Origin of the sequence: Lacrimispora sp. 210928-DFI.3.58 (genome assembly GCF_020554865.1) — a bacterium.
GTDB lineage: Bacteria > Bacillota > Clostridia > Lachnospirales > Lachnospiraceae > Enterocloster.
This window is the reverse complement of sequence record NZ_JAJCIC010000018.1, coordinates 21,322-38,043: the sequence shown is the minus strand read 5'-3', so window position 1 is coordinate 38,043 and position 16,722 is coordinate 21,322. Positions and strand designations below refer to the sequence as shown.

Annotated in this window: 16 protein-coding genes and 1 tRNA gene; 4 read left to right on the top strand and 13 right to left on the bottom strand. The window is 50.3% G+C overall.

The genetic code is table 11. From position 1 onward, the window contains the following. Window positions 1-421 precede the first annotated feature (421 nt). Both sdaAB and sdaAA read left to right on the top strand, forming a co-directional pair. The gene (sdaAB, locus tag LIZ87_RS12250) at window positions 422-1,081 is read left to right on the top strand and encodes an L-serine ammonia-lyase, iron-sulfur-dependent subunit beta (protein WP_178317388.1); all 660 of its coding nucleotides are present in this window, start codon (window positions 422-424) and stop codon (window positions 1,079-1,081) included. Window positions 1,082-1,184: 103 nt separating this feature from the next. Continuing rightward, window positions 1,185-2,117 (top strand): L-serine ammonia-lyase, iron-sulfur-dependent, subunit alpha, encoded by a 933-nt coding sequence (sdaAA, locus tag LIZ87_RS12245; RefSeq protein WP_227147349.1) that lies wholly within the window; start codon window positions 1,185-1,187, stop codon window positions 2,115-2,117. Window positions 2,118-2,144: 27 nt separating this feature from the next. Here sdaAA and LIZ87_RS12240 read toward each other — a convergent pair whose 3' ends face one another. The 7 genes from LIZ87_RS12240 to LIZ87_RS12210 all read right to left on the bottom strand — a co-directional run bounded on the left by LIZ87_RS12240 (window position 2,145) and on the right by LIZ87_RS12210 (window position 9,432). Then, complete coding sequence (locus LIZ87_RS12240; protein WP_227147346.1) at window positions 2,145-3,812, bottom strand: acetolactate synthase large subunit; 1,668 nt, start codon at window positions 3,810-3,812, stop codon at window positions 2,145-2,147. 155 nt (window positions 3,813-3,967) lie between these two features. Beyond that, window positions 3,968-4,040, bottom strand: a tRNA-Ala gene (locus LIZ87_RS12235). Window positions 4,041-4,094: 54 nt separating this feature from the next. After that, window positions 4,095-6,464: a DUF6449 domain-containing protein gene (locus tag LIZ87_RS12230; RefSeq protein WP_227147343.1), complete on the bottom strand. Its 2,370-nt coding sequence runs from the start codon at window positions 6,462-6,464 to the stop codon at window positions 4,095-4,097. Then, entirely contained in the window at window positions 6,418-7,317 is a 900-nt protein-coding gene (locus LIZ87_RS12225; protein WP_227147341.1) for an ABC transporter ATP-binding protein, read from the bottom strand. Before LIZ87_RS12225 ends, LIZ87_RS12230 begins: the two co-directional genes overlap by 47 nt. Then, window positions 7,310-7,792 carry a GntR family transcriptional regulator gene (locus tag LIZ87_RS12220; RefSeq protein ID WP_178315319.1) on the bottom strand — a complete coding sequence of 161 codons (483 nt, stop codon included), beginning with the start codon at window positions 7,790-7,792 and terminating at the stop codon, window positions 7,310-7,312. Before LIZ87_RS12220 ends, LIZ87_RS12225 begins: the two co-directional genes overlap by 8 nt. 218 nt (window positions 7,793-8,010) lie before the next feature. Next, entirely contained in the window at window positions 8,011-8,475 is a 465-nt protein-coding gene (locus LIZ87_RS12215) for a YhcH/YjgK/YiaL family protein (RefSeq protein ID WP_227147339.1), read from the bottom strand. 126 nt (window positions 8,476-8,601) lie between these two features. Further along, the gene (locus tag LIZ87_RS12210) at window positions 8,602-9,432 is read right to left on the bottom strand and encodes a cell wall hydrolase (RefSeq protein ID WP_227147337.1); all 831 of its coding nucleotides are present in this window, start codon (window positions 9,430-9,432) and stop codon (window positions 8,602-8,604) included. 582 nt (window positions 9,433-10,014) lie between these two features. Here LIZ87_RS12210 and LIZ87_RS12205 point away from each other — a divergent pair. After that, window positions 10,015-10,497, top strand: coding sequence for a nucleoside deaminase (locus LIZ87_RS12205; RefSeq protein WP_227147335.1), 483 nt, complete (start codon window positions 10,015-10,017; stop codon window positions 10,495-10,497). A 137-nt stretch (window positions 10,498-10,634) separates the two neighbouring features. After that, window positions 10,635-11,351, top strand: a complete 717-nt coding sequence (locus LIZ87_RS12200; RefSeq protein ID WP_227147333.1) for a GntR family transcriptional regulator — start codon at window positions 10,635-10,637, stop codon at window positions 11,349-11,351. 88 nt (window positions 11,352-11,439) lie between these two features. Here LIZ87_RS12200 and LIZ87_RS12195 read toward each other — a convergent pair whose 3' ends face one another. From LIZ87_RS12195 to rsxC, 6 genes are read right to left on the bottom strand one after another with little or no spacing between them, the layout of a single operon-like run. Beyond that, window positions 11,440-12,228 (bottom strand): RnfABCDGE type electron transport complex subunit B, encoded by a 789-nt coding sequence (locus LIZ87_RS12195; protein WP_227147331.1) that lies wholly within the window; start codon window positions 12,226-12,228, stop codon window positions 11,440-11,442. A gap of 16 nt (window positions 12,229-12,244) precedes the next feature. After that, window positions 12,245-12,820 (bottom strand): electron transport complex subunit RsxA, encoded by a 576-nt coding sequence (rsxA, locus tag LIZ87_RS12190; RefSeq protein WP_178314743.1) that lies wholly within the window; start codon window positions 12,818-12,820, stop codon window positions 12,245-12,247. Between the two features lie 12 nt (window positions 12,821-12,832). After that, the gene (gene rsxE, locus LIZ87_RS12185) at window positions 12,833-13,651 is read right to left on the bottom strand and encodes an electron transport complex subunit RsxE (RefSeq protein WP_227147328.1); all 819 of its coding nucleotides are present in this window, start codon (window positions 13,649-13,651) and stop codon (window positions 12,833-12,835) included. An 11-nt stretch (window positions 13,652-13,662) separates the two neighbouring features. Then, on the bottom strand, window positions 13,663-14,277 hold the full coding sequence (locus tag LIZ87_RS12180; RefSeq protein WP_178314747.1) for an RnfABCDGE type electron transport complex subunit G: 615 nt from the start codon (window positions 14,275-14,277) through the stop codon (window positions 13,663-13,665). Continuing rightward, window positions 14,274-15,215: an RnfABCDGE type electron transport complex subunit D gene (locus tag LIZ87_RS12175; RefSeq protein WP_227147325.1), complete on the bottom strand. Its 942-nt coding sequence runs from the start codon at window positions 15,213-15,215 to the stop codon at window positions 14,274-14,276. Before LIZ87_RS12175 ends, LIZ87_RS12180 begins: the two co-directional genes overlap by 4 nt. Before the next feature lie 15 nt (window positions 15,216-15,230). After that, a complete protein-coding gene (gene rsxC, locus LIZ87_RS12170) occupies window positions 15,231-16,556 on the bottom strand; it encodes an electron transport complex subunit RsxC (protein ID WP_178314751.1) in 1,326 nt (441 codons plus the stop codon). Window positions 16,557-16,722: the final 166 nt, after the last annotated feature.

The window sequence follows — 16,722 nt, the reverse complement described above, 5'->3', positions numbered from 1 at the left end:
CTCCTTCTATCATCTGCTAACATATAATATTTTCAATCATATCCACAAAATACTTTTTTATAATACCTCAAAAACAGAATCCCTACAAGCCCTTATGCTGGCCAGCATGCAAATGCCGATACACCTATAGCTGGTCAGGGCCTTTGTAACCGTCTGCCCAGGTAACTATTCTAATTCCAGCTCTTTTCCCGACTGTATTTTCTGTTCAAATACGTAATTTTTTGTATTTTCATCAAAAAGAAAAGGTTCACGCCCGAATGACGGATACCTTCCGAATATGCTCTTTCCTATTTTATAGTATGACAGCGAATTCCAAATTTTTTAAGAGGAGAACGTTTTTTCTTCCCTATCCCCGTTTTTTCATTTATAATATAGGGAAGTATATCTATACATGTATCGACAGAAAGGTGGAATACTTCTTATGAACGTATTTGATATTCTGGGGCCGGTTATGATCGGGCCTTCCAGCTCCCATACAGCAGGGGCAGCGAGGATCGGACGTATTACCAGGGCGCTTCTCGGCGCTCCTGCTGTAAAGGCGGATATTCTGCTCCACGGCTCCTTTGCCAAAACCTATAAAGGGCATGGTACGGATAAAGCTTTGATCGCCGGTATCATGGGCATGGAAACGGACGACAGCCGCATCCGCCAGGCGCCGGAGCTTGCCAGGGAACAGGGGCTTCAGGTGAATATTTCCACTGGAGACATTGACGGAGCCCATCCCAATACAGCCAGAGTCACCCTGACAGATTCCACCGGGCGGCAGGTTTCCCTGCTTGGAAGCAGCGTAGGCGGCGGAAATATCCTCGTGACAGAGGTCAACGGCATGGCAGTCTCCATTACAGGGCAGCAGACCACCCTGATCGTGCTGCACAGAGACGCGCCTGGTACGATCGCTTCCGTGACAGAGGTGATGGCAGAGGCCGGGGCCAATATCTGCAATTTCCGGCTGTCCCGCCAGAAACGGGGCGGCGAGGCTGTCATGACAATTGAGGTGGACGGCCTGTTCGGCGAGGAGCTGAATGAAAAAATCAAAACTCTGGACAATGTGTACTCCAGCACCATGCTGCAGCCCATATAGCCAGGTTTTCCGGCGGCTGGCTGCTTGCGCGGCGTAATTCCGCTTTGCCCGCTGCCGCGGGAATGAATTTACTGAACAGTGAAGAAAGACGAGGAAAACACTTATGGAATTAGACTTTCATTATTCTTCCGTTGCCTCCATCACAGGGGCAGCCAAAACATGGGGCCTTCCCATTTCTGCTATCGTATTAAAGCAGCAGGCGGAGCAGATGGAGCTGCCGGAGGAAACCATCTACCGTCAAATGGAGGCAAACTACCAGGTTATGGCAGAATGCATTGCCCCTGGCTGTGATGAGCATTTAAAAAGTACCAGCGGACTCACCGGCGGCAGTGCTTTTAAAATGCGCCAGGTTTCAGAAAGCGGAAGGAGTCTGACCGGTTCCTTCCTGTCCGGCGCTCTCTACCGCGCTCTGGCCGTCTCAGAGCTCAATGCCTCCATGGGGCGTATTGTGGCTGCCCCAACTGCCGGAAGCTGCGGCATCCTTCCGGCGGCCCTTCTCACCATGGAGCAGGAAAAGGGCTGCTCCAGGCGGGACTGTGTCATGTCCCTGTTTACTGCCTCTGCCGTGGGCATGGTGATCGCCAACAATGCTTCCCTGGCTGGCGCTGAGGGCGGCTGCCAAGCGGAGTGCGGCTCCGCGGCTGCCATGGCAGCTGCTGCTATCGTAGAGCTGGCAGGCGGCACACCAGGGATGGTGGAACACGCCATTGCCATCGCCCTGAAAAATATCCTGGGCCTTGTATGTGATCCCGTTGCCGGACTGGTGGAGATCCCCTGTATCAAAAGGAATGCTTCCGGCGTGGCAGGCGCCTTTGTGGCTGCAGAGCTGGCTCTGGCAGGCATCGAAAGCGCTATTCCCGCCGATGAGGTCATCTGGACCATGAAAAAGGTCGGAGAGTCCATGTCCTCTGCGCTGAAGGAGACAGCAGAAGGCGGCCTGGCAGCCACTCCCACCGGAAGGAAGCTCCATGAGCTTGTGTTTGGTACTCCCCGGCAGGGAGGCGGGTGCTCCGGATGCAGCGGGTGCTCCTCCTAAGGCCATAAAACCTTATCATAGTTCTCTTTACAGCTTCCCCATAAGCTCCCTCAAATGCTCCGTCAGCTTCGTATTCTCCGAATAATCCACCGGACAGTCAATGAGCACGGGCACTGTCTGCCGGAAGGCTTTCTCCAGGGTAGGCACCAGGTCCTCGGCCTTTTCGATCCTGTAGCCGATCATGTGCATGCTCTCTGCCAGCTTCACAAAATTGGGATTGGTAAAGTCCACAAAACAGCTCTTCCCATACTGGTCCATCTGCTTCCATTTGATCAGGCCGTAGCTGGAGTCATTGAAGATCAGGGTGACAAAGGGGATCCCCTCTCTCCTGGCTGTCTCCAGCTCCTGGCAGTTCATCATGAAGCCGCCGTCTCCACTGACTGCCAGCACCTTTTTATCCGGGTTTACCAGCTTTGCCGCCATGGCTCCGGGAACAGAGATCCCCATGGTGGCAAAGCCGTTGGAGATGATGCAGGTATTGGGCTCATAGCACTGGTAATCCCTGGCGATCCACATTTTATGGGCGCCCACGTCGGAGATCAGGATATCATCCCGCCCCATTACCTTCCTGATATCGCTCAATATTCTCTGGGGCTTCATGGGGAAGGAGGGATCCTCCTGATACTGGCGGTATTCCTCCACCATAGCCTTCTTGATCTCCAACGCCTCCTGGGGTTCTGCATTCCTGGCTGTCCTTCTGGCTATCTGGGCCAGGGAATCGGAGATGTCTCCCACCACCTCGACCTCCGGCTGGTACAGCTTGTTGATGTGGGCAGGCCTGGCATCGATATGGATGATGGAGTGCTTTCCGTCCCCGTTCCATTTGGCCGGAGCGTATTCCACAATATCATATCCCACGGCAATGACAAGGTCTGCCTTTTCCATGATCTTATTCTGATAGTCCGCCTGAGGGATGCCGATGGTCCACATGGAATAGGGATTGTCAAATGGGATAATGCCCTTTGCCATCATGGTATTGATCACCGGGATTTTCAGCTTCTGGGCAAACTTTGTCAGCTCTTTTGCCGCCCTTGCCCTCACTGCGCCGCTTCCAGCCAGGATCACCGGAGATTTGGCCTGGAAGATCAGGCCGGCTGCGTCCTGTATAAACTCCAGCTCTGCCAGCTCCCTGGGCGCGATCTTCTTCTTTAAGGGCTTCTCTGTATCCGCAACGGGCATTTTTCCGATATTTACCGGCAGGTCAATGTGGGCTGCCCCCGGCTTTTCGCTCTCTGCATATTTGAAGGCCAGACGGACGATCTCGCCCATGGTATCAGGCCGCACCACCATCTTCGTCCTCTTGGTAATTGGTTCAAACAGCTTTGTCAGATCAAGGAACTGGTGAGAGGTAATATGCATGCGCTCCGTTCCCACCTGTCCCGTGATCGCCACCAAAGGCGCACCATCGCTGTCAGCATCCGCCACGCCTGTGATCAGGTTGGTAGCCCCAGGCCCCAATGTTGCCAGGCATACGCCTGCCTTTCCGGTGAGCCTTCCGTATACATCTGCCATAAATGCCGCCCCCTGCTCATGGCGCACCGTGATAAAACGGATATCGGATTCTTCAATGGCATTCATCACCGCCAGATTTTCCTCCCCTGGAATACCGAAGATATATTCTACTCCTTCTTCCTCCAGGCACTGGACCATAAAGTCCGCTGTATTTCTCTCCCTTTTCATCGCAATCTTTGACATGTCTCTTCCCTCTGTAATATTCCTTTCTGCATTCTGTAAACCAAAAACAACGGAGCACATACCAGACTGCCCGCCTGATAAATGCTCCGTTGCTTCTTTGATTATAGTTTTTTCCGGAAAAATGTCAACCCTTTTCCATTCTGTCAGATAGTAAATGGACCCGATGGGATTCGAACCCACGGTCTCTGCGTTGCGAACGCAGCGCTTTCCCAGCTAAGCTACGAGCCCTTTTACCTCCTCCTATTATATTTCTTTTTTTCCGGCTTTTCAAGATAGAATTTGCTATTCAAAGGAAATTCCTGCAAACAGCTGCAGAACCTCCGGGGTCATATTGTCTGCCACCAATACTCCCTGCATGGTGCTGCCATCGTCCATAAAGATCTCCACGTTGGATACCGGAAGCGCGTCCTTAAATCCATCCAGCTGCCACATTTCGCTTTCTACCATATGCTCCATGAGAAGGCGGATCTCCTCTTCCCCATCAAACATAAGGGTGCCGTTCCCCTCTCCATTGTAGCGGCTGTTCCAAACGTTCACCTCGATGCGCTTCACGTGCTCCGCTCTGAAAGAGCTTCCCAGCTCGATTCCCAGGCTCTTTAATACCTCTATGGTATTTGTAAAGGAAGGATATACCGGCCATGACTGGGTATTATCCAGCATATATTCCACTGCGGCATCAGAATGGCTCTTCCTTGACCCATAGTATGATAGCAAGGCCTCCTTCCTCTGGTTTACATAGTCATAGACCTCCCTGCTCACAAAGTTAAGACTGCCTGCAGGGCTTTCTTCTATTCTCTGATCCAGGGTCAGAGCTGCCAGATCCTTCTTATAGGCATCAAACAGGCGTCCCAGGTCAGCGCCATCCTGTACCATGCTGCTGAAAGTGCCCTCCTCATACCGGGCCAGGGCATATTTCTCCGGCGTCTCATTTAAGATATAGTAGAGTCCGTTTTTATACTCCTCATTCTCATACAGCTTTCTGTAGGCGTCCATTACCTCGGACAGATAGAAATAGTAGCTCCGGCTTACGCTGCGCCCATTCTTCATCTGATAGGTGATGGTCATCTGGGTATAGTATTTTTCTGACAGCTTTCCTGCCACAAACACTGAGGTCGGACCGTCTGCCCCGCCGATAACGGAGACACTGGATGCACTGTCGGGATCTAACAGCGCGGCCTCTCCTTCTGCATAGTTCTCCTCCCTCTCCTTGCCCAGGCGGTATTCCCTGTCCTCCAGCACATACCTGCGGCCCTCCTCTGCCAGAATCAGGGCGGTATCCACGTCTGTTACCCTCATTTCCTGCTCCAGGCGCTTATACCGGACTGGATATTCAAAGGATAGGCTGCCTCTCTGTCCCTCCTGCACAGCCGGATTTCCCCAGACCCAGTCACTGTCCTCTCCAATATCCACGCTCACAGAGGCAATGTCCTCCTTGCCGGGCATATAGGAATCATAGCCATACCAGTCGTAGCGGAAGCTTAAGAAAAACAGAACTCCTGCCGCCAGGCAGACGGACAGCTGGATCCAGTGGGAAAACAGCTTCTTAAAATCAAAATGATAGATGATCTCAATAATACAATGGGACAGCACTACGGCTGCTATCATTCCGAAGAGCCCCCATTTTAAGCTGCTCTGAAGTGCCCAGAAGAACATTCCCCCGGCAAGGCCCGCTCCCAGCACCAGAATAATACGGATAGGAGCCATGCTCCTCTTAAATGCCATGGCTTTTCCTGCTGCCTCGGATGGACGTTTTCGGTAAAGCTCCAGTGACAGCACTGTCAGCGCACAAAATACAAATACCGTATTGATCAGTGCCAGAGTATAGCCTTCTCCCTTCTGGAACTCCTGTGACACAGCCATAATATAGGCGCTGAAGGGCGATAAGTACTTCATCCCCCACAAAAGGAGGGATCCGTCAGAACTCCAGGCGGAATGGGGCGTTGTGATGAAAAAGGTCTCGCAGTACCCCATAAGCAGAAGCATAAGCCCAGGCATAAAAAAGAAGAAAACTCCCGTGCCCAGCAGGCCTACAATCATATTTCCCGTCATCATCATAGCCACAGTCACTACCACATAATTCAGGCAGTAATAGAGCATATTCAGTCCAAAGCTTCTGGATATGCACCCCATAATGGAGGAAACAGGCACGCCGTAAGCCCGGGATACTCCTGCCAGCAGGCAGGCATTGATCAGAAATGCTGCTCCCGTGATCAGAATGCCGTCCGCAAACTGCACTCCAAACAGCAGCTCCCTCCTCACAGGAATGCTGTGGTAGAAATCCACCTTTTTCTTATTATGAAGATAAGAAAAGCTGGAGACACCGATCACCACTGCGGCTGTCAGCATCAAAAATATCAGAAGGCCATTCCCAAATCCGGCCTGGTCTTCCACTAACATGGTTTTCAAGGCCTGCAGCCTTTCCTGATACTGCTGCTGGGGCATACTGCCGTCCTGTATGAAAGGCTCATAGTTATTGTGCCGGAAATAATGGGTGTTTTCTGCATTTTCCATGTTAAGCGCCAGGTTCACAGGCATTGCAAAAAAGAAGGCCAGCAGCAAAAGGGCAATGGCCCACACGCGGCGCTTCAGGTCCTCCCTCTGCAACTTAAAGAACAAGCTTCCTGATGTCATAACCAGCCACCTCCGTTTCACTGATAAAGATCTCCTCAAGGGAAAGAGGGATACACTCATAAAATACCGGGGAATAGGAGGACAGCACTGCCTCGATTTCCTCTCTGGTGCCCCGCACGGTCAGCGTGTTGAGCCTTCCCCTCTTTTCGACGGATATCTTGTCAAGGGCCACCAGATCCTCCGGCTCCATTCCCGGCTGAAGGACGCATTGGATCTTGTGGATATTCAGCTTCATGTCGTCAAGATCCCTGGACAGCAGAATGCCGCCCTTGTGGAGCAGTCCCACATGATCGCAGATATCCTCCAGCTCCCGCAAATTGTGGGAGGCAATGATAGGCGTCAGATTCCTGTCCTCCATATCCGCTGCAAAAATACTCTTGACCGTCTGGCGCATCACAGGATCCAGGCCGTCAAAGGTCTCATCGCAGAACAGATAGTCCGTGTTTGCGCAGACACCGCAGATGACAGACACCTGCTTTTTCATTCCCTTGGAAAATGTGTGGATTTTCCGCTTCTCATCCAGCCCGAAATTCTTCATAAGCTTGTGAAACCGCTCTGCATCAAATTCAGGGTATACCTTCCTATAATATACCATCATCTCAAGAGGCGTTGCATTGCTGAAAAAGAACTGCTCATCTGAGATATAGAAAAAACGCTTTTTTGCTGACGGATTCTCAAACACCTCGTGTCCGTCTATGGTGATGTGTCCCTCGTCCGGCTTCAATACTCCGCTTGCCAGGCGCAGGAAGGTGGACTTGCCGGCGCCGTTTGTACCAATGAGGCCAAATACGCTGCCGTCCCTTATGGTTGCATTGATGTGATCCACTGCCAGTATATCGTCAAAGCGTTTTGTCAGGTTCACTGCTTCAATCATGGCTTTCTCCCCTTTCTGTTGTCATTTGCCCATCTGCCGGCCCAGGGCTTCCTTCTGCGGCTGCCTCAAAGCGGCCTCTCTCTTTGGCGTCCTGCATCCTGCCGCTCTCAGCTGCCTGCTTGGCCATCCGCTTTAACCGCGCCTCCATTTCCTCCTCTGTCATGCCAATGCGCAGGCCTTCCATCACTGCTTCATCAAAGGCCTTTTCCCATTCCTTTACCATGCCCGTCCTGACACGGCTCCAGTCCGCCACAAAGCTGCCCTTTCCCTTCACGGAATAGATATAGCCCTGGCGCTCCAGCTCTGTATATGCCCTCTGAATAGTATTCGGATTAATGGAAAGCTCTGTGGCAAGGCTCCGCACAGACGGAAGCTTCGCATCCTGTACCAGCACGCCCTTGAACATCAGCTCTTCAAACCGCTCGATCACCTGCTCATAAATCGGCCTGCGGTCCCTGTAATCCAGTACAATCATCTGCCATCCCCCTCTCCTTTCGTGTACTATTTATCTGTATTAATCATACTAATACACTTTTCTTTTATTAGGATACCATATATTGACATGGCACACAATAGAAGATTTTCTTAAGAAAAGTGAAAAAACAGTGTCCGCTTTTGGGCGCAAAAATGCCGCCCTGCTGAAATCAAACAGCAACGCGGCATTTCTATGATCTGTCAAATATGGCAAAACGATTAATCTTCCTTAATCTTCACAATAACCTTCTTGATCGGCGCCGGCTCGCCATTGGCTGCCTTTGGCTTGTGGGCATCCCATGGATGGAAGATCAGGTACTGGTTCGGACCAGTGACGATCTGAAGGCCCTGGGTGGTATTCTCAAAGATCACCACATCCTTATCAGGATTATAAGGCGTCCTGACTGTCATCTCGTGTACAGGAGCATAGGTCATGATCTCGCTGCCCTCGATCACATACTGGATGTCAGTGTAATGCTCATGAGCCTCGTATTTGGCCTCCTCCCACGGGATGGTGGTATAAGCGCTGACATTGGCATACACATTCTTGCCATCGATCTCATACTTGCCTGGCTCCAGTGCTGCCAGATCGGTGTTCTGTAAAAAATCCACTGCCTTGGCATATCTTCCCTCGATGCCTAAATTTCTGTAAAAATCCAGATTTTTCTTCTCATCAAAAATCATGTTCCCATTCTCCTTTGTCCCTAAAGTCCGCTGGGAATGAACAGGCTGCTCACGCCCCTGCTTCCCGGCAGCTTCTTGCTTATCTGCCCCTTCAGTATACACCAAAAGGCAGGGGAAACTCAATCCCTATTTAAAAAATTCATGGCCGTCATGGGCAAATAAATAGGTGAGCCGGCTGTCAAACCAGGATGCAGCGCTTCCTGAGCCCCTTCTGTTCATAAAATAGAGAGCGCCGGAGGAGTAGTCCTCACCGGACAAGGCCCTGTCCACGCATGAAATCGTCTCAGACGACACCTTAACGGAATTGATCACGCCCGTGGATACCGGCTGGAACTGGGATGGCTGATACACCACAGCCTTGACTGTTCCTGGGAATTTCTGGGAAAGCACCCTGTTTATCACCACGTTGGCTACCAGGATCTTTCCCTTTGCATCGCAGCCCCCGGCCTCTGCCTGGACAATGCGGAGCAATATCTGATAATCTTCATCAGACACGGATATCCTTCTGGCGGCTTTCCGCTCCTCTTCTTCCTTCCTGCGTCTCTCTTCTTCCTGTTTTTCCTTTAATATTTGTTTCTGCAGTGCCTCGATCTCTGTCTGCGCGGCTGCCTGCCTCTTTTGCTTCTCACGGACACTCTTTTCCAGCAGCGCGCCTGCAAACTGCTGGCCCTCGCTGTCTGTATCGAAAAGTCCGAATTGTATTTTTGCTTCCGTAACAAGACTGCTTCCTTCTGTCTCCTCTTCCTCCGCTTCTTCTTCCATCTCCTCTATGATCGGAGCTGCCAGCGCATTCTTTCCGCTCCCGCCAAAACCGTTTGCAGAAAATGCAACCACTGCAACTACCATCATACCTGTCATAAGAACGGATGAGGTGCGGTGCATTTCCTTTGTCACCTTTACAGTCAGGGACTTCACAAAAAGGAACACCGCATGAAGGAATGAATGTAATGTAAGCATACAAATTCCTCTCTCTTCTCCCACTTTATGCATGTTTTTCTGGGATATTGGGCTAATTATATGGGATTTCTCATTTAGAGTCAACAGAGTTTTAACATCTTTGTTACAATTTTTATTCGTTTTGAAATATTTGTAATTTATCTTATTCGTTTAGTCCATATTTATCTTTATTTTATGGAATTTATTGTGCATAATGCCGTCTACTATTTTACGTTTTTGTTACATTATTGTTAATTATTAATTTTCATTTTCAATCTCACGATTTCTGTCCTTTGCTTTATGTTAACTAAAATCCACGATTTTATGGGATTTCTTCCTATTTTTTACTTTCCGCATCTTCCGTCGAATAATGGCGGAAAATAGGGTTTATCCCCCACTTTTTCCATTTTTCACAATTTCTCTCCAGTATTATCCAAAAACGGATTATGCAAAATATCCAAAGGCTGGTTTTCTTGTATAAAACACCGGCAAACCTTGTTTATATTTCATATTTACAATACGCCTTTTCCTATGATAGGATAGTTTTTATAAAGGTAATACCTATTACCTAATATCTCTTAATAAACTAGGAGGAAAACTACTATGAGTTACCAAAGCCATGCTTTCTACTTAAGAAGGGCCATCGAAATCTCCAGGGAGGCCAGAGCCAACGGAAATACCCCTTTCGGAGCCCTTCTGGTCAACAAAGAGGGCGATATTATCATGGAACAGGGAAATATTGAGATCACGGAAAGAATCTGTACTGGCCATGCGGAGGCCACTCTGGCTGCAAGGGCTTCACATGAATACTCGAAGGATTATCTCTGGGATTGTACCCTGTATACCACAGCGGAGCCATGTGCTATGTGTGCCGGAGCTATCTACTGGGCAAATATCGGCCGGGTGGTGTACGGCATGACAGAGCGCCGTCTTCTGGAATTAACAGGCAGCCATGAACAAAATCCCACTTTTGACCTGCCGTGCCGCGAAGTATTTGCCAGAGGACAGAAGGACATCCAGGTGATCGGGCCTGTGGCTGAGGTGGAAGCCGAAGCAGCAAAAGTACATGAGGGTTATTGGGATTGATGGAATGATCTCCTGACCACTACTTCGGGGATGAATGCCCAAACCACCCTTTATAATGGTAATATCACAATGCAAGGGGGCTACTAAATTGGAATACCGCAGACTCAATGCCCTGACTCTTTCAGAACAGGCAAAACGTGAGATACTTACCTATATCCGCAATATGGATTTCGAAAAAAAATAAACTTCCCAGAGAAGAAAGCCTGGCAGAGATCATCGGCGTAAGCCGCATAACCATCCGGCAGGCATTGAACGATCTGGCAGCGGAAGGCATTGTCTTTCGCCGTCAGGGAAAGGGAACCTTTGTCAATGTGGATTCTCTTAATGTAAAGGTCACCTTCAACCCCTGCATGGACTTTACCCAGATGATCCAGAACAGCGGCTATCAGCCCTCAGTAAAGCTTCTTAGCATTGCCAGGGTTCCCAGAGAGGAGGCTGTCTGTCAGGCCCTGCACATGAGCCCGGAGGAGCAGCTGATCCTTGCAGAGAAATTTTTCTTTGCAGACAATACTCTATGCGCCTTCTGCCGGGATTATTTCAGTCTTTCCCTTATTGGCGGAGAAGACTCCTTTGCAGAGTTCAGCAGCTATGAAAATTCCATTTACGAATACATCTACAGCCTTTCCGGCCAGAGGATCCAATGGGACAAAGTAGAGATCGACACCATTCTGACCACCGAGGTCCCCGGTCTCTCCCAATATACGGATTTAGAGAAGCTGGGAACAAGACCCTTCCTGTATTTAAGGAGCGTCAATTACAGCTCCAACGACGCCCCTCTCATTCTTGCCAACGAATATATCAACACAGCCATTGTCAAATTTAATATGATACGCCAGAAGAATATCCGATATTAACAGCTGCTTCCCGGCAGCCAAAAAAGGGACTGACAGATTGAACCTGCCAGTCCCCTTCTTTTTCATCCTATTATTCCAGTGTCACAGCTTAAACAATGACCTTCACCGGACACTTTGCAGCACACTTGCCGCAATTTGTACATTTCTCATAGTCGATCACAGCCAGGTTGTTCACCATGTGGATGGCGTCAAACTCACACTGCTTTGTACACATGGTACATGCGATACAGCCGGAATCGCAGACTGCCTTTACGTCCTTGCCCTTCTGGTGGTTGGAGCAGCGTACAAGATGCTCTGCCTTGTAAGGAACAAGCTCGATCAGGTTGTTTGGACAGGAGGCCACGCACTTGCCGCAGGCAACGCATTTTTCCTTATCCACAACAGCTACGCCGTCTACCACATGGATAGCGTCAAATGCACAGGCCTTGACGCAGGAGCCATAGCCCATACATCCCACGGCACAGGCCTTCTCGCCTGAGCCCGGAACAACGGATACCTTCTTACAGTCATCAATGCCGTAGTAGTTGTACTGCACCTTTGTCTTATCGCAGGTTCCCTTACACCTTACGAAAGCAACCTTCTTCTCGGAAGCTCCGCCTGCAACGCCCATGATAGCGCTGATCTTTTCTGCTACAGGAGCGCCGCCTACGGGGCAGGCTCCTACATCTGCCTGGCCGGCTGCAATGGCCTTTGCCAGGGCGTCACATCCTGCAAAGCCGCAGCCGCCGCAGTTATTACCGGGAAGCTCTGCTCTTACCAGGATCTCCTTCTCATCTACTTCTACTTTAAATTTCTCGCTGGCAACGCCTAAGAAGACACCGATCAGAATACCCAGGATACCAACTACCACTGCCGCGAAAATAATTCCTGTTACCATTTTCCATCTCCCCCTTCTAAATTAATCCGGAAAATCCGAAAAATGCGATTGCCATAAGTCCTGCGGTGATCAGAACAATGGGGGAACCCTGGAATGAATAAGGCACGTCATTGTGTTCGATCTTTTCCCTGACACCGGCTAACATGATGATAGCAATGGTAAATCCTACGGAGATACCGATACCGTTGACAACGCTCTGCACGAAGTTATAGGACTTCTGTACGTTTGTAAGTGCCACACCAAGAACCGCACAGTTGGTAGTGATCAGAGGCAGGTATACGCCCAGAGCCTCATACAGTGACGGCATGGATTTCTTTAAAAACATTTCTACGAACTGCACCAGGGCTGCGATCACCAGGATGAATACGATGGTCTGCAGGTATTCCAGATGCAGGGTTACAAGGATTCCTGTATAAATCAGGCTTGTTACAGCAGATGCAATGGTGATAACGAAGATAACTGCCGCACCCATGCCTGCTGAAGTCTCTACCTTTTTGGAAACACCGAGGAACGGACAAAGTCCTAAGAACTGGCTTAAGACTACGTTATTAACCAGAGCGGATCCAATGGCAATCAATAATAACTCTTTCATTTATCCACCCTCCTACTCTGCCTTGTTGGCTGCTGCGGCCTCTGCTGCTTTCTTTGCCTCTGCCGCCTTCTTTGCTTCTGCTGCCTTTAAGGCCGCTGTTTTCTTTGCCTCTGCTGCCTTTAACGCTTCCTCTGCCTTCTTCTCAGCCAGCTTCATGTGGTTCTCCATGCTCGCGCAGCCATTACAGCTTAAGCAGTTGCCGCCGCAGGCAAGCTCTGACTTCGGAGCAGAGCCGTTTGTTGCAGAAGGAGCCTTGAACTTGTTCTGCAGTGCTGTCAGGATGGACAGTACAAAGAATGCGCCGGGAGCCAGCACAAAGATGGAGATGTGGTAATCCTCAGGGATGATCACATGACCGAACACAGCGCCGGAGCCTAAGATCTCACGCACAAGGCCGATGCAGGTAAGAGCGATGGTGAAGCCAAGGCCCATGCCGATGCCGTCGAAGGTGGACTCCAGGGGGCCGTTCTTAGACGCATAGGACTCTGCGCGGCCCAGGATGATACAGTTTACCACGATCAGCGGGATATAGATACCCAGAGCAGAATATAAGCTGGGCACATATGCCTGCATGAGCAGCTGAACAATGGTAACTAAGGATGCCACGATAACGATGTATGCCGGAATACGCACGCGGTCCGGGATGATCTTACGCATGGCGGAAATGATCATGTTGGAAAAAAGCAAAACTACGGTTGTGGAAAGGCCCATGCCCAGTCCATTGATGGCAGATGTGGTAACAGCCAGTGTCGGACACATACCAAGCATCAGGACGAAGGTAGGATTTTCTTTCACAATACCGTTATATAAACGTTCTGTACATTTGTTCATGTTCCCACCTCCTACTGGTTAATGCAGTTGTGCATATAGTAAAGAGCTGCATTCACTGCATTGGTTGTTGCATTGGATGTAATGGTAGCGCCGCTGATGGCGTTGATCTCAGTATCGCCGGCATTGCCTGACTTTGTGACTGTCAGCTCTGCAGCTGTCTTACCAACGTACTGATCCTTGAAATCAGGCTCCTTTGCCTTTAAGCCAAGACCTGGGGTATCGCTGATCTCCAGGAACTCAATGCCTGTGATCGTGCCATCCTCCTTCAGGCCTACGGAGATCCTTACTGCACCGCCGTAGCTGTCGTTGGACACAGAGGTGATAACATATCCCAGCTGATTGCCGGAAGCATCCACTGCCTTTAATGCGCCTTCCACGGAAACGCCGCCGAAGCTCATGCCTGCCAGATCTGCGTTGCAGCCCTCAATGGCAGCTGTCATGGCCTCGTCTGCCTCAAAGGTCTCAGCCTCTGCAAATACGGACTTGTATGCCGCATTGTTGGCAGCGATCGTTGCCTGGGCAATGGGTTCCTTTGTGATCTGGTAAACTGCTCCTAAGAGGCAGCCGGAAACCAGTGTAATGATGAACAGGATGACTGCATCCTTCATAAATGCCTTTGTATTCATGCTTTCTTGCCCTCCTTTCCAAATGCCTTTGGAAGGGTTGCCTTCTCGATCAGCGGAACTAAGATGTTGCTGATAATGATCGCATAGGAAACGCCCTCTGCGGAACCGCCGAAGATACGGAACAGTCCGGTCAGAACGCCCAACAGGATACCGAATACGATCTGGCCATTGGGAGTGATAGGGCTGGTAACATAGTCGGTTGCCATAAAGAAGGCGCCGAAGATCAGGCCGCCGCCGCACAGGTGAGCCAGTACATAGTTCATGTCAAAGCCATGTCCGCCGAACAGGATGGCGAATACTGCCACTGTCAGGATATATGTACCGGGAATGCGGATGGAAATGACCTTCTTCGCCAGCAGGTATGCTGCTCCGATAAGAAGGGCGATCACGGAAACCTCACCGATGGTTCCTGGAATCAGGCCGATGAACATCGCAGGCACATCCACTGCGCCGCCGCTCTTTAACACTGCCATAGGAGTTGCACCGGATACACCGTCAAAGCCGCTGTAGCTGAAGTTTGTCATCTTGCCTGCAAAGGAGATCAGCAGGAAGCATCTTGCTGCCAGAGCCGGGTTCATGAAGTTCTGGCCCAGACCGCCGTAGACCTGCTTTACAACGATGATGGCAAATATGCCGCCCAGAGCCGGGATCCATACAGGGATTTCCGGAGGCATGTTCAGCGCCAGGATCATACCTGTTACCAGGGCACTGCAGTCGCTGATGGTGCATGGCTTGTGCATCAGCTTTTCATAAACATACTCACTGAGCACACAGGCCGCTACTGTTACGATAATTACCAATAATGCATGTAAGCCAAAATGATACACGCCGAAGGCGCTGGCAGGCAGCATTGCAATTGCCACGTCAAGCATGATGCTGTGGGTGGTATCTTTGCTTCTCACATGCGGGGATGATGATACATTTAATAATTTCTCCATAGCGTTTGTCCCCTCCTACCCTTTCTTCCTGCGGTTAGCCGCAACTGTCTTACGCATTTCCTTAAATGCCTGTGTCAGCGGACGTTTGGCCGGGCAGATGAAGGTACAGCTTCCGCACTCCATACATTCCATGCCATTGATCTTCTCAAACTGCTCACAGTCATTGCGAAGCGCTGCATCCATCATCATCACAGGGATGATATGGCTGGGACATACGCTTACGCAGCGTCCGCAGCGGATACAGGGAGTGGGCTCATTGGCCGCAACCTCATCCTTTGTCATGCATAACAGAGCGGAATTGGTCTTTGTCACTGGTATGTTCAGGCTAAAGACAGCCATACCCATCATAGGGCCTCCGGCGATGATCTTCTCCGGCTGTGTCTTAAAGCCGCCTGCTGCTTCTACCAGCTCTGAAAAATCCGTACCGATCTTTACATTGAAGTTCTTTGGATCTGTAACGGCATCGCCTGTGATCGTCACAACCCTGCGCATAAGCGGAGTGGACTTGCAGACTGCCATATAAATAGAAATAACCGTGTCAACGTTGTCAACGATGCAGCCTGCATCAGCAGGAAGCATGGAGGAATTGACCTTGCGGCCTGTGATCGCATAGATCAGAGAACGCTCACCGCCCTGAGGATACTTTGTGAGAAGCGGACATACACTGATCCTCGGCTCGTCCTTTGTAAGCTCGGTAAGCTTTTTGATCGCTTCCGGCTTATTATTTTCAATTCCGATCACGCCCTTTGCGTTGTCAAAGAGCTGCAGGATAACTTTAAGTCCTCCTACTAACTTCTCCGGCTCATCGATCATGAGACGGTAGTCACTTGTCAGATACGGCTCGCACTCTGCGCCGTTTACAAGGATATACTCGATGGCATTCTCATCCTTTGGTGTCAGCTTTACGTGGGTCGGGAAGCCGGCACCGCCGAGACCTACAATACCAGCCTCTTTCACGATGTTTCTGATCTCTTCCTTTGACAGCGTTGATGGATCGCGGTCCTCGCCTAATCCTTCTACGGTCTTGTATTCCCCGTCATTCTGTACGATGATGGAGTTTACCATTGCGCCGTTTGCCACGCGTCTCGGCTCGATCGCCTTCACTGTTCCTGACACGGAAGCAATGACATTGGCGGAAATGAAGCCGCCTGCTTCTCCAATCTTCTGGCCTGCCAGTACGTGGTCGCCTACTGCTACAAGCGGTTTTGCCGGAGCACCAATGTGCTGTGACATTGGATAAACCAAATCGCCCTTCGGCAGCAGAACCTCTACCGGTTTGTTCTCTGACAGCTCTTTCCCCTCATATGGATGGATGCCGCCTTTAAAAGTCGCCAAACCCATGGATTCTTCCCCTCTTTCTTTAAATATTGCGTTGCGCTGCTTTGTACAGTCAAAGGGCGCTCCGGGCGGACCAATGCCTCGGAACGGCCTGCTGCATTTTGTCAGCTTTTGTCGTACGGATCTGCCTAGTTCCCTCTTACAACTTTTTCAGTATAACATAAAACAA